This is a genomic window from Streptomyces cynarae, from assembly GCF_025642135.1.
In the GTDB taxonomy this organism is placed as follows: domain Bacteria; phylum Actinomycetota; class Actinomycetes; order Streptomycetales; family Streptomycetaceae; genus Streptomyces; species Streptomyces cynarae.
In genome coordinates this window covers 3,262,176-3,274,643 of sequence record NZ_CP106793.1, presented here as the reverse complement: position 1 = coordinate 3,274,643, position 12,468 = coordinate 3,262,176, and the positions used below count along the sequence as shown (strand labels likewise).

11 protein-coding genes and 1 pseudogene are annotated in these 12,468 nt (G+C 72.9%); 7 read left to right on the top strand and 5 right to left on the bottom strand.

Annotated elements, in window-relative coordinates:
- The first annotated feature begins 89 nt into the window (after positions 1–89).
- Positions 90–476 (top strand): hypothetical protein, encoded by a 387-nt coding sequence (locus N8I84_RS15250; RefSeq protein WP_263230047.1) that lies wholly within the window; start codon positions 90–92, stop codon positions 474–476.
- A gap of 13 nt (positions 477–489) precedes the next feature.
- On the opposite strand, the gene N8I84_RS15245 is transcribed toward N8I84_RS15250, so the two are convergent.
- The 3 genes from N8I84_RS15245 to N8I84_RS15235 all read right to left on the bottom strand — a co-directional run bounded on the left by N8I84_RS15245 (position 490) and on the right by N8I84_RS15235 (position 4,260).
- A complete protein-coding gene (locus tag N8I84_RS15245) occupies positions 490–1,086 on the bottom strand; it encodes a hypothetical protein (RefSeq protein WP_263230046.1) in 597 nt (198 codons plus the stop codon).
- Between the two features lie 113 nt (positions 1,087–1,199).
- Complete coding sequence (locus N8I84_RS15240) at positions 1,200–3,026, bottom strand: glycoside hydrolase family 3 protein (RefSeq protein WP_263230045.1); 1,827 nt, start codon at positions 3,024–3,026, stop codon at positions 1,200–1,202.
- 316 nt (positions 3,027–3,342) lie between these two features.
- A complete protein-coding gene (locus N8I84_RS15235; protein ID WP_263230044.1) occupies positions 3,343–4,260 on the bottom strand; it encodes a LysR family transcriptional regulator in 918 nt (305 codons plus the stop codon).
- A gap of 88 nt (positions 4,261–4,348) precedes the next feature.
- On the opposite strand from N8I84_RS15235, the gene N8I84_RS15230 reads away from it, so the two are divergent.
- The 4 genes and pseudogenes from N8I84_RS15230 (at position 4,349) to N8I84_RS15215 (ending at position 7,619) form a co-directional block, all read left to right on the top strand.
- The gene (locus tag N8I84_RS15230) at positions 4,349–5,287 is read left to right on the top strand and encodes an EamA family transporter (protein WP_263230043.1); all 939 of its coding nucleotides are present in this window, start codon (positions 4,349–4,351) and stop codon (positions 5,285–5,287) included.
- A 4-nt stretch (positions 5,288–5,291) separates the two neighbouring features.
- Positions 5,292–6,532: pseudogene (aroA, locus tag N8I84_RS15225) on the top strand (3-phosphoshikimate 1-carboxyvinyltransferase).
- Between the two features lie 14 nt (positions 6,533–6,546).
- On the top strand, positions 6,547–7,194 hold the full coding sequence (locus N8I84_RS15220; protein ID WP_263230042.1) for a GNAT family N-acetyltransferase: 648 nt from the start codon (positions 6,547–6,549) through the stop codon (positions 7,192–7,194).
- Between the two features lie 56 nt (positions 7,195–7,250).
- On the top strand, positions 7,251–7,619 hold the full coding sequence (locus N8I84_RS15215) for an alpha/beta hydrolase (RefSeq protein WP_313884259.1): 369 nt from the start codon (positions 7,251–7,253) through the stop codon (positions 7,617–7,619).
- A gap of 116 nt (positions 7,620–7,735) precedes the next feature.
- Here the strand turns inward: N8I84_RS15215 and N8I84_RS15210 are convergent, their stop codons facing one another.
- Positions 7,736–8,536 carry a sugar phosphate isomerase/epimerase family protein gene (locus N8I84_RS15210; RefSeq protein WP_263230041.1) on the bottom strand — a complete coding sequence of 267 codons (801 nt, stop codon included), beginning with the start codon at positions 8,534–8,536 and terminating at the stop codon, positions 7,736–7,738.
- Between the two features lie 197 nt (positions 8,537–8,733).
- On the bottom strand, positions 8,734–9,774 hold the full coding sequence (locus N8I84_RS15205; protein WP_263230040.1) for a LacI family DNA-binding transcriptional regulator: 1,041 nt from the start codon (positions 9,772–9,774) through the stop codon (positions 8,734–8,736).
- 368 nt (positions 9,775–10,142) lie between these two features.
- Here N8I84_RS15205 and N8I84_RS15200 point away from each other — a divergent pair, with 368 nt between their 5' ends.
- A complete protein-coding gene (locus N8I84_RS15200) occupies positions 10,143–11,294 on the top strand; it encodes a Gfo/Idh/MocA family protein (RefSeq protein ID WP_263230039.1) in 1,152 nt (383 codons plus the stop codon).
- Positions 11,291–12,442, top strand: a complete 1,152-nt coding sequence (locus N8I84_RS15195; protein WP_263230038.1) for a dihydrodipicolinate synthase family protein — start codon at positions 11,291–11,293, stop codon at positions 12,440–12,442. The genes N8I84_RS15200 and N8I84_RS15195 overlap by 4 nt, the downstream gene beginning before the upstream one ends.
- The last annotated feature ends 26 nt before the right edge of the window (positions 12,443–12,468 follow it).

The window sequence follows — 12,468 nt, the reverse complement described above, 5'->3', positions numbered from 1 at the left end:
CCTGCGTGCACCACCGCGATGCAACCATCTGCCGTACGCCATGCGTCCGTACAACAGTACGCTTATCGTCGCGGGGAGGGACCACAAAGGTGGACAAGAGTGCGATACGCCGGCGCCTGGCGCTCGGCATGACCGTACTGACGGCGTCCGGGCTGCTCGCACTGGCGAGTCCGGGACACGCGGAGGCGGCCGGCTACTGCTCGGGACGCAAGGTTCGTACGCTCTCGTTCTCCACCGGCTCCGTGCAGGTCTACAAGCGCGACGGCTATGTGTGCGCGGTGACCTTCGCCAAGCGGGTCTCCGGCAGGAAGACCATGTCGGTGAGCGTGCAGGCGCGCGGCAGCCGTCCCGCGGTCGACATCGGGCAGTACACGCACCACGCCGGGCCCGTCACCGTGCACGCCGGCCACCGGTGCGTGTGGATCCGCGGCTCCGTCGGGTCGGGATCGGTCAGCTCCGGATGGACCCTCTGCTGACGCGCCCCCGCGCTCACAGCCGCCGGGCGCACCCCACCGGACTGCTGCCGCCCAGCTGGACGTAGAGCGCCGTCGACGGCGGGCACTGCGAGCGGCGCGCGACCGCCGACGTCACCCTGTACTCGGGCGTGCGCCTGCCCCTGCCGTCGCAGGCCGTCTCCCGGACCTCGCCCTTGCCCGCGCCGTACACGCAGTCCCCGACGATCGTGCGCGGGCCGCCCCCGCCGCCGGGGTCGCCCGGATGCGGCGGCTCCAGGTTCCGCATGCACGCATAGCCGCGCCGCACCACCCCCGAGGGGCTGATGTGCAGCACGAAGTCCGTGGTCGCGGGGCATGCGGGGCCCTGCACCGGATCGCCGTCGTAGCGGGCGACCACCCGGGCGGCGGCCCGTTCGCTCGTGCACGGCACTTCCGAGAAGCTCGTCGTGCCGAAGGAACTGCACTCGTCCACGGCGAGGAACTCGGCGCCGAACCCGGACGGCGCCGGCGACGTGGCACGCCCGCTCGGCCGGTCCCTCGCCGCCCCCGACACCGTCTGGCACCCGGAGAGCCCGCCCACCGCCAGCGCAGCGGCCAGCAGCGCACCCAGCAACGCTCGTGTCCCTCGCATCGCCAACTCCCCCGTCCACCCCCGTCCAGCGTGACCCGTGGCCACGGCCCACGCCAGACGTCTCGGGTGCTTTGCGACATTCAGGGGCGGGGTGCCCGGTTCCCGGCGTACGGCTAGTACGACAGTCCGTACCCGATCGGGTACAGCACCTGCGCCGGATCGTCCGCCCGTTGCACCGGCACCGGCAGCTTCCCGCGCGGCCTCACCCGGCCCGCGATCACCCGTGCCGCGGCGCGCAGTTCGACGTCCGTCCAGGAGTACGACGCCAGGAAGGCGTCTGCGTCCGGGAGTTGGGCGACGTCGTAGGGATTCCGGACGGCGAGGGCGATCACCGGTTTCCCGGTGGCGGCCAACCGGTTCACCAGCGTCCGCTGGGGACTGGCCGCGTTCACGTTGTACGTGGCCACGACCACCGCGTCCGCGTCCCCCGCCACCGTCACCGCCTTCGCGATCGTCGCCGGCGAGGGGGCGGTGCCGGTGGACAGTGCGGTCGCCGTGAAGCCCAGCTCGGTCAGGGCGTTCGCCAGGACGGTGGTGGGCGGGCCGTCGGTGCCGGTCGGGGAGGCCGGGTCCGCGCCGGCCACCAGCAGCCGGGGGCGGGTTCGGTGCGAGAGCGGCAGCAGACGCTCCTTGTTGACCAGCAGCGTGGTCGTGCGGTCCGCGATGCGGTCGGCGGTGCGCAGATGCTCCGGCGTGCCGACGGTCCGCTCGACGCCGGCCGCGGTCACGTACGGCTGGTCCAGCAGCCCCAGCTTCGCCTTCAGGCGCAGGATGCGCAGCAGCGACTCGTCCAGCCGGGCCTCGGTCAGCTCGCCGCCCCGCACCGCGTCCAGTACCGCGTTCCAGGCGAGGTCCAGGTTCGGGGGGTTGAGCAGTTGGTCGACCCCTGCCTTGAGGGCGAGCACGGGCACACGGTCGTCGCCGTACTTCTGCCGTACGCCCTCCATACCGAGCGAGTCGGTCACCACGACCCCGTCGTAGCCGAGTTCCTCGCGCAGGATGCCGGTGACGACGGGACGGGAGAGCGTCGCGGGGTCGCCCGAGTCGTCGAGCGCGGGCACCATGATGTGCGCGGTCATGACAGCGTCGATACCGGCCCGGACCGCCGCCCGGAACGGCACCGCGTCCAGCCCCTCCCACAGCTCGCGGCTGTGCGTGATGACCGGGAAGCCGTAGTGGCTGTCGACGGCGGTGTCGCCGTGGCCCGGGAAGTGCTTGGCGGTCGCCGCGACGCGGGAGGACTGATAGCCCCTCACCTCCGCCGCGACCAGGTCCGCCACCGCCTCCGGGTCGGCACCGAAGGACCGTACGCCGATGACCGGGTTGGCCGGGTTGACGTTCACGTCCGCGTCGGGGGAGTAGTCCTGGCGGATGCCGAGGGCGCGCAGCTCGGCTCCGGCGATCCGGCCCAGGGTCTGCGCGTCGGCCCGGGAGCCACCGGCTCCGATCGCCATCGCGCCCGGGAACAGGGTCGCGGGCCTGCCCACGCGGGCGACGATCCCGTGCTCCTGGTCGGTGGCGATGAGCACGGGCAGTCCGCGGGGCTGGTCGAGTGACGCCTTCTGGATGCCGTTGGACAGTTCGGCGATCTGCCGGGGATCACGGGTGTTGTGCGCCCAGGTGAAGTAGATGATGCCGCCGACGCGGTACCTGGCGATCAGCTCGGCGGCCGTGCGGACGCCGATCTCCTTGAGGTTGGCGTCGATGTCGGCCTGGTCGGGGGCGGTCGCCGAGTGGCCGTAGACCCGCATCACGAAGAGCTGGCCGGCCTTCTCCTCGAGCGACATGCGGGAGATCAGGCCCCTGAGCCGTTCGTCGTCGTACCCGGCGGCGCGAGCGGCGCCCGGGGTGAGGGCGAGGGCCGCCGTCAGGCCCGCGGTGGCGGCGAGGACCGTGCGTCTGGAGGGCTGTGCGGTGCTTCCCGTGCCGGAGTCGTGCACGTGCGCTCCTTCCGGAGGAGAACGCTGAAGGAAACTTCCGAGGAGTCACCAATATCCGGGAAGTTTCTGCCGGTCAAGGCGCCGCACATGAAGTACCGCACGGGAGGGGCCGCCATCGGCGCTGTTGGAGGGGGGCGCGCCGACGGCGGCGTGCTGCCGGCCGCGTGCGGCGGAGAGGGTGGTCAGCGATCGCAGCCAGCAGCGAGGGCCGACACCGCAGCGCGGAGACTCATCCGGCAACCTGCCCATGGGACGAAGGCGCACCGGGTCGGGTTCCCCGGAAACGGCCGGACGCCGGAAGTCGGTACGGGGGTGGTCAACGGGGCCTGTGCGCCGACACGGTGGGCCAGTGGTGCTGGAGGGTGCGCACGGTCTCGGCGATCGCCGGCCGCCGGGCCGCACCCCTGCGCCACAGCGCGTACAGATGCCGTACGGGCATGGGGTCCAGGGGCACCTCGACGACCCCCTCGGGCAGCGGGCCCCGGCCCAGCCGCGGGATCAGGGCGATACCGAGTCCGGCGGCGACCAGGGCGACCAGGGTCGGGTTCTCGTCGGCCTGGTGGACCACCTCGGGCTCGTGCCCGGCCGCGCGCAGCGTCCGCACCAGCCACTCGTGGCAGACCCGGCCCGGCGGCTGGCAGATCCACCGCTCACCGCCCAGCTCCTCGCGGCGCACCGCCGTCCGTCCGGCGAAACGGTGGCCGGCGGGCACGAGCAGATCGCACAGGTCGTCCCCGATGACCGCCTGTTCCACTCCCTCCGGGGCGGGCAGCGGCGCGATGTCCCAGTCGTGCGCCACGGCGACGTCCACCACGCCCTTGGCCACCAGGTCGACGGACAGATGCGGGTCCACCTCGGTCAGCCGGGTGTCCAGGGCGGGATGCCGGCGCGCCAGATCCGCGAGAACCCCCGGCATCAGCCCCCGCGCGGCCGACGCGAACGCCGCCACCGTCAGCCGGCCGGCGGGCAGCCCCCGCCGTTCCTCCAGCTCGGTCTCGGCGCGCTCCACGATTGCCATCAACTCCTGGGCGGTGGAGACCAGTTGCAGCGCCTCATCGGTGAGCCGTACGCCGCGCCCCTCCCGTTCGAGGAGGACGGTCCTGGTCTCCCGCTCCAGCTTGGCGATCTGCTGGGAGACGGCGGACGGGGTGTAGCCGAGCGCGGTGGCCGCGGCGCCGACCGTCCCGTGGACGGAGACGGCGTGCAGGGCGCGCAGGCGCTGAAGATCGAGCAAGACGGCCCCCTGGTGTTAGAGATGCTTCATCCAACCATGCAGCAATCATCGCTGGTGCTTCACGGTTGCTGGACGTGATGCTCGACGCATGCGACCCGCACACCTGTCTCTCGCCGTTCTCGTCGCCGCCGTCTGGGGCGTCAACTTCACCGTCATCGAACTCGGCCTCGGCCACTTCCCGCCGCTGCTGTTCTCGGCCCTCCGCTTCCTGGCCGCGGCCGTCCCCGCCGTCTTCCTCGTGGGCCGCCCCAAGGTGGCGTGGAAGTGGATCGTGGCGGTGGGCCTGGTACTGGGCGTGGCCAAGTTCGGACTGCTGTTCCTCGGCATGGCCGCCGGAATGCCCGCCGGCCTGTCCTCCCTGGTCCTCCAGATCCAGGCCGTGTTCACGGCGCTCATGGCCTTCGCGCTCCTCGGCGAACGCCCCACGCGCCTGAGGGCGCTGGGCATGGCGGTGGCCCTCGGCGGCGTCGCCCTCGCCGCCGTCGACGAGGGAACGGCCGGTCCGCTCGGCGCTTTCGCCCTGGTCATCGTGGCGGCGGCCTGCTGGGGCCTGTCCAACGTCCTCACCCGCAAGGCGTCCCCGCCGGACCCCTTGAACTTCATGGTGTGGGTGAGCACGGTGCCGGTGCTGCCCCTGCTCTGCCTGTCCCTCCTCACGGAGGGCCCGTCCCGTGACCTCGCCGCGCTCCGCGCCCTCGACTGGCAGGGCGCCGGCATCGTCCTCTACGTCGCCTGGATCACCACCGTCTTCGGCTTCGGCGCCTGGGGCTGGCTGCTGCGCCGTCACCCGGCGTCCACGGTCGCCCCGTTCTCCCTCCTGGTCCCGGTCTTCGGCATGTCGTCCGCGGCCCTGTTCCTGGGGGAGCCGATCAGCCCGCTGCGCTGGGGCGCGGCGGCACTGCTGGTGGGCGGGGTGGCGCTGACCTCCCTGGCCCCGGCGAAGAGGGGCCGTTCGGAGGGTGGCCGTTCGAAGGAGGTCCAGTCGGCGGACGTTCCAGCACGCGAGCCGATCACCGAGCCAGCATGAGCCCATGCCCGTAGTCGAGATCCCCGGTTCCAAGTCCATCACCGCCCGCGCGCTCTTCCTGGCCGCCGCGGCCGACGGAGTCACCACGCTCGTACGGCCGCTGCGATCGGACGACACCGAGGGCTTCGCCGAGGGCCTGCGCGCCCTCGGCTACCGCGTCGGACAGACCCCCGGGGCCTGGCACGTGGACGGCCGCCCGCAGGGTCCCGCCGTCACGGAGGCGGACGTGTACTGCCGGGACGGCGCGACCACGGCCCGCTTCCTGCCGCCCTGGCCGCCACGGGCCACGGCACCTACCGCTTCGACGCCTCGCCGCAGATGCGGCGCCGCCCCCTCGGCCCCCTGACCCGGGCCCTGCGCGACCTGGGCGTACGGCTGCGGCACGAGGAGGCGGAGGGCCACCATCCGCTGACGGTCGAGGCGGCCGGGGTGGCGGGCGGCGAGGTGGTGCTGGACGCCGGCCAGTCCTCCCAGTACCTGACGGCCCTGCTCCTCCTCGGCCCGCTCACACGTCAGGGCCTGCGCATCACGGTGACGGACCTGGTGTCGGCGCCGTACGTCGACATCACGGTCGCGATGATGCGAGCGTTCGGGGCGGAGGTGCGGCGCGAGGGGGACGTGTTCGTCGTCCCTCCCGGGGGTTACCGCGCCACGACGTACGCGATCGAGCCGGACGCCTCCACCGCGAGCTACTTCTTCGCGGCTGCCGCCGTGACGGGCGGCGAGGTGACGGTGCCGGGGCTGGGGTCGGGCGCGCTCCAGGGAGACCTGGGGTTCGTGGACGTGCTGCGGCGGATGGGAGCGGAGGTGGAGGTGGAGGTGGCCGCGGACCGTACGACGGTGCGTGGGACGGGCGAGTCCAGGGGCCTGACGGTCACCATGCGGGACATCTCCGACACGATGCCGACCCTCGCGGCGATCGCCCCGTTCGCCTCCGGTCCGGTCCGTATCGAGGACGTCGCGAACACCCGGGTGAAGGAGTGCGACCGCCTGGAGGCCTGCGCGGAGAACCTGCGGCGGCTGGGAGTGGGGGTGGCCACGGGCCCGGACTGGATCGAGATCGCGCCGGGGGCGCCGGTGGGCACGGACATCAAGACGTACGGGGACCACCGCATCGCGATGTCCTTCGCGGTGACGGGCCTTCGGGTGCCGGGTATTTCGTTCGACGACCCCGGGTGCGTGCGGAAGACTTTCCCGGACTTCCACGAGGTGTTCGCGGAACTGCGGGCGGGGTTGCCGGACTGAGGGGCGGGAGTGCGTTGACGTTCAAGCTGGAGGGGCCGGTCCTGGAGGGCGCGCTCGTGCGCCTGGAGCCGCTGGAGCACCGGCACGCCGTCGACCTCGCGGTGGCGGCGGAGGAGGACCGGGACACATACGCGTTCACGTGGGTGCCGAGGGCGGACGAGGTCGCCGCGTACGTCGACACCCAGCTCGGCCGTGCGGCGGCGGGCCGGCTCGCCCCGTACGCGCAGATCTCCCTGGCCACGGGGCGAGCGGTCGGTGCCACGGCGTACTGGGACCCGCGTTCCTGGCACACGGACGACCGGCTCGACGCCATCGAGGTCGGCTTCACCTGGCTCGCCCGCTCCGCCCAGGGCACGGGCGTCAACGCCGAGTCCAAGCTCCTGCTGTTCCGCCACGCGTTCGAGGAGTGGGGCGTGGCCCGCGTCGACCTGAAGACCGACGCCCGCAACAGCCGCTCCCGCGCGGCGATCCAGAGCGTGGGCGCCCGCTTCGAGGGCGTCCTGCGCAACTGGTCCCGCTCCTGGGCGCCGGGCGAGGAGGGCCGGCTCCGGGACTCCGCGATCTACTCCATCACGGCGGAGGAGTGGCCGGAGTGCCGCTCGCTGCTGGAGGCGAGGGTGGCGAGGAAGTCGGCCCAGGCGGCGGGGGAGACGGTGAGGTAGGGGCGGTCCGGGCAAACAGCGGCTTCCACTGTGCGTGGGGGCCGGCCGGGGGTGGGGTGGGTGCGGGCTGTCAGTGCAACACATCCGGCGGATCTGTCGCACTCCGGGAGGCGGCAGGACCCGGGTGGGCCGACGGTGTCGCTGACGCAGCCTTCGCCCCTCCGCCCCTGGACGGTCTGACGCCACCCGGCCCCACCCGTCTCGTCGCGGGCGACGACGACCCGTACTGCCCGGAGGTCGCGCGCACCGGCTTCGGCGACCCCCTGGGCATCCCGCCGGAGCTCATCCCCGGCGCCGCCCACTTCGACCTGTACGCCGGCTACGGCCCCTGGCCCGTCGCACTGGAGTGGTGCCTGGACGGCTCGGCGCGCCTCACGGCACACCCGGCGCAGTTCAATCGCGCAGCGTACGGGCCGCGCTCGTGAGCCGGCGGCGGGTCGCATGTCGCGGGGCGCGGCGCGGGAGGCCGACGGGCGCCCTGTCCGGTGGCCACCGAACAACGGCGGCCACCGGACAGGGGCGGCCGCCGCACAGGGGCGCCCTACGCCGACTCGTTCAGCAACCGCCCCAGGTGCTCCCGTCCCGCCCCCAGCAGCTCCGGCAGGGGTGTCGCCGACTCGTACCAGCGCTTCTCGTACTCCCAGCACAGCCAGCCGTCCCAGCCGTGGCGGGAGAGGACCTCCACGCACTCGGCGAGCGGGAGGACGCCGGAGCCGAGCGGCAGCGGCGTCTTGTCGTCGGCGGACGCGATGTCCTTGACCTGGACGTAGCCGAGGTAGGGGGACAGCGCCGCGTACGTCTCCTGTGGCTGCTCGCCGCCCAGCCAGGTGTGCATCACGTCCCACAGCGCGCCCGCGTTCCGGTGGCCGACCGCGCCGAGGACACGCAGGGCGTCCGCACCGGTGCGGTGCGAGTCGTGCGTCTCCAGCAGGATCCGTACACCGGCGTCGGCGGCGTACTCGGCGGCGGTGCCCAGGCGCCGGGCGGCCGTCGCGTCGGCCTCCTCCTGGCTCTGCTCGGTGCCGCCACCGGGGAAGACGCGGAGGAAGGGGGCGCCCACGTCGCGAGCCAGGTCGAGGAGGTCGCGGATCTCCGCCAGGACCGGCGCGTCGTCACCCGGCGCGGCCACGCGCGCGTACCCCGCGAGCCCCAGGATCTCGACACCGGCCGCCTTGAACGCGGCGGCCGCGTCGGCCCGTTCGGCGGGGCCGATGCCCGGGTGCACGGGTTCGTCGGGATGCGCGCGCAGCTCGACACCGTGGTAGCCGTGGGTGGCCGCGAGGTGGACCACGTCGGGTATGGGCAGGCCTGGGACACCGAGGGTGGAGAACGCGAGCTTCATGCAAACGGACCCTACTCGGCACGTGCGGGCAGCGCCCGTCGGCGACACTCGGGCGCGCCGGGCCGGATCGCCACCGTCGCGGGCACGCCCGGACGGCCCTTCGTCCTCGCCGGCCCTTACGGGCATTCCTCCGCCACGCCGACGGAAGCACGCGCAAGCCTCGATCCCCAGCGCCGACCACGGGACCGGCCGCGGCCCTACGCCCGCGGCGCCCCCGTCGACCCCCGCACCATCAACTCGCCCCGGACCGTCGCGATCCCGCCCGGCGGCGGCTCCTCGCGTCCCATCGCGATACGGCCCGCGCGGGCCCCCGCCTCCGAGAGCGGGAGGCGGACCGTCGTCAGGGCCGGCACCGCGTCGATCGCGAACGGGAGGTCGTCGAAGCCCGCCACCGACACGTCGTCGGGGATGCGCAGCCCGGAGTCGCGCAGCGCCGCGCACGCGCCCAGCGCCACCGTGTCGTTCGCAGCCACGATCGCCGTGAGCGAGGGGTCCCGGCGCAGCAGTTCCAGCGTCGCCTCGTAACCGGCCCGGCGGTCGTAGCGGCCGTGCACGGTCAGGCGCGGGTCGTCCTCGATCCCGGCGGCGTCCAGTGCCGCGCGGTGACCCTCCAGACGGTGCCGCGTCGTCGTGCGCTCCTCCGGACCGGCGATATAGCCGAGCCGCCGGTGTCCGAGCCCGATCAGGTGCTCGGTGAGCTGCCGGCCGCCGCCGCGGTTGTCGAAGGTGAGGGCGATCGCCTCGGGCGCCGGCGGCCGGCCGCACAGCACCACCCGGGTCCCCGCCGCCGCGAGCTTGCGCAGCTTCGCGGCCACGGCCTCCACATGCGCGCTGACCTCCACCGCGCCACCGGTGAGCACCACGGCCGCCGCCCGCTGCCGCTGGAGCAGCGTGAGATAGGTCAGCTCCCGCTCCGGCGAGCCGCCCGTGTTGCACACCACGGCGAGCCTTTCGCCGCCGGCCCGTCCACCCGGGCCCCCGATCTCCGACTGGATCGCGCTCGCCATGATCCCGAAGAAGGGGTCGGCGATGTCGTTGACCAGGATCCCGACCAGGTCGGAGGTGGCCGCCGCCAGCGAGCTCGCCGGGCCGTTGAGGACGTAGTCCAGCTCGTCCACCGCGCGCAGCACCCGCTCCCGGGTCGACGCCGCCACGGGATAGTTCCCGTTCAGCACGCGCGACACGGTGGCAGGCGACACCTGCGCGCGCGCCGCCACGTCCGCCAGGGTCACCGTCATCGTCGTCGTCCTCCGGTCGCGTTCTCGTCGTACCCGTCGTGCTCGGCGGTGTCCGTCGTGTCCGTCCACCGACGTCCACCGACATCCGCCGAGATCCATCTACAGCTCTACAGACACCCGTGTACAGGCCCGCGGTTCACCGTGTTCGACGGACCGACCAACTTCACGCTCCCGAACCGCCCGACTTCACGGCCCCGTGTCCGTCGTGTCACATCCTGTGACGCTGTATGCGGACACGTGCATCTCGTCGGCCCCGCGGTCTTGTCCGAGCCGCCGCACAGAGGCTAGCGTCTCCGTATATAGAAAGCGCTTGCTGTCACGCTCGCCCCAGAGCGTACGGGGCGCCGGACGCGTACGAAGGGATCGACGTGACACGCAAGACGGTGCGTATCGCCATGAACGGCGTGACGGGGCGCATGGGCTACCGCCAGCACCTCGTCCGTTCCATCCTGGCCCTCCGCGAGCAGGGCGGCCTCGACCTGGGCGACGGCGCCGTGCTGTGGCCCGAGCCGGTCCTCGTCGGCCGCCGCGAGCACGCCCTGAAGGCGCTCGCCGAGCGACACGGCCTGGAGCACTGGTCGACGGACGTGGACGCGGTCCTCGCCGACCCGACCGTCGACATCTACTTCGACGCGCAGGTCACCTCCGCCCGCGAGGAGTCGATCAAGAAGGCGATCGCAGCGGGCAAGCACATCTACACCGAGAAGCCGACGGCCACGGGCCTGGAGGGCGCCCTGGAACTGGCCCGCCTCGCCCACGAGAAGGGCGTCAGGCACGGCGTCGTCCAGGACAAGCTCTTCCTGCCCGGCCTGCTGAAGCTGAAGCGGCTCATCGACGGCGGCTTCTTCGGCCGGATCCTTTCCGTGCGCGGCGAGTTCGGCTACTGGGTGTTCGAGGGCGACTGGCAGCCCGCCCAGCGCCCCTCCTGGAACTACCGTGCCGAGGACGGCGGTGGCATCGTTGTCGACATGTTCCCGCACTGGGAGTACGTCCTGCACGAGCTGTTCGGCCGCGTGAAGTCCGTACAGGCCCTGGCGACCACCCACATCCCGCAGCGCTGGGACGAGAACGGCAAGCCCTACGACGCCACCGCCGACGACGCCGCCTACGGCGTCTTCGAGCTGGAGGGCGGCGCGATCGCCCAGATCAACTCCTCCTGGGCGGTGCGCGTCAACCGTGACGAGCTGGTGGAGTTCCAGGTGGACGGCACCGAGGGCTCGGCGGTCGCCGGACTGCGCAAGTGCCGCGTGCAGCACCGCTCGGCGACCCCGAAGCCCGTGTGGAACCCGGACATCCCCGCCACCGAGGTCTTCCGCGACCAGTGGCAGGAAGTGCCCGACAACGGCGAGTTCGACAACGGCTTCAAGGCCCAGTGGGAGCTGTTCCTCAAGCACGTCTACGCCGACGCCCCCTACCACTGGGACCTGCTGGCCGGCGCCCGCGGCGTCCAGCTCGCCGAACTGGGGCTGAAGTCCTCGGCCGAGGGCCGCCGTATCGACGTACCGGAGATCTCCCTGTGACCATCCACCTCCCCGACGCGAGCGGGCGGCTCAGGGCGTACGAGCCGCGCCGCGAGCCCCTCGCCCTCACCTCCGGCACGCCGTTCGCCTCCCGTACGGTCTTCTCGGCGGCGCACGTCGTCGCCGACCCGTACGCGGACGTCTCCCCCGACTCGCCCGCCGCGGTCGACTGGGACGCCACACTCGCCTTCCGCCGCCGTCTGTGGTCGCACGGGCTCGGCGTCGCGGAAGCCATGGACACCGCGCAGCGCGGGATGGGCCTGGACTGGGCGGGCGCGGCCGAGCTGATCCGCCGGTCCGCCGCGGAGGCGAAGGCGGTCGGCGGGCGGATCGCCTGCGGGGTCGGCACCGACCAGCTCGCCGCCGGCTCCCCGGAGGAGATCCGCAAGGCGTACGAGGAGCAGCTCGCCGTGGTGGAGGAGGCGGGCGCGCAGGCGATCCTCATGGCGTCCCGCGCCCTGGCCGCCACGGCGAAGAGTCCCGAGGACTACCTGGAGATCTACGGCCACCTGCTGCGCCAGGCCGCCGAACCCGTCGTCCTGCACTGGCTCGGCCCGATGTTCGACCCGGCCCTGGAGGGCTACTGGGGCTCCAGCGACCTGGACGCCGCCACGGACGTGTTCCTGGAGGTCATCACCGCCCACCCGGACAAGGTGGACGGCGTCAAGATCTCCCTGCTCGACGCCCAGCGAGAGATCGACCTGCGCCGCCGCCTCCCGCAGGGCGTGCGCTGCTACACCGGCGACGACTTCAACTACCCGGAGCTGATCGCCGGCGACGAGCAGGGCTTCAGCCACGCCCTGCTCGGCATCTTCGACCCGCTCGGCCCACTGGCCGCCGAGGCGGTACGGGTCCTGGACACCGGTGACGTGAAGGGTTTCCGGGAACTCCTCGACCCGACCGTGGAGCTGTCCCGCCACCTGTTCCAGGCGCCCACCCGCTTCTACAAGACGGGCGTGGTCTTCCTGGCCTGGCTCGCGGGCCACCAGGAGCACTTCACGATGGTCGGCGGCCTGCAATCGGCACGCTCGCTGCCGCACTTCGCGAAGGCGTACGAACTGGCCGACGGCCTGGGGCTGTTCCCCGACCCTGAGCTGGCCGAGACGCGGATGAAGACGCTGCTGTCCCTGTACGGAGTGACCCAGTGAGCACGGCACCGGAGCGGTTCTCCATC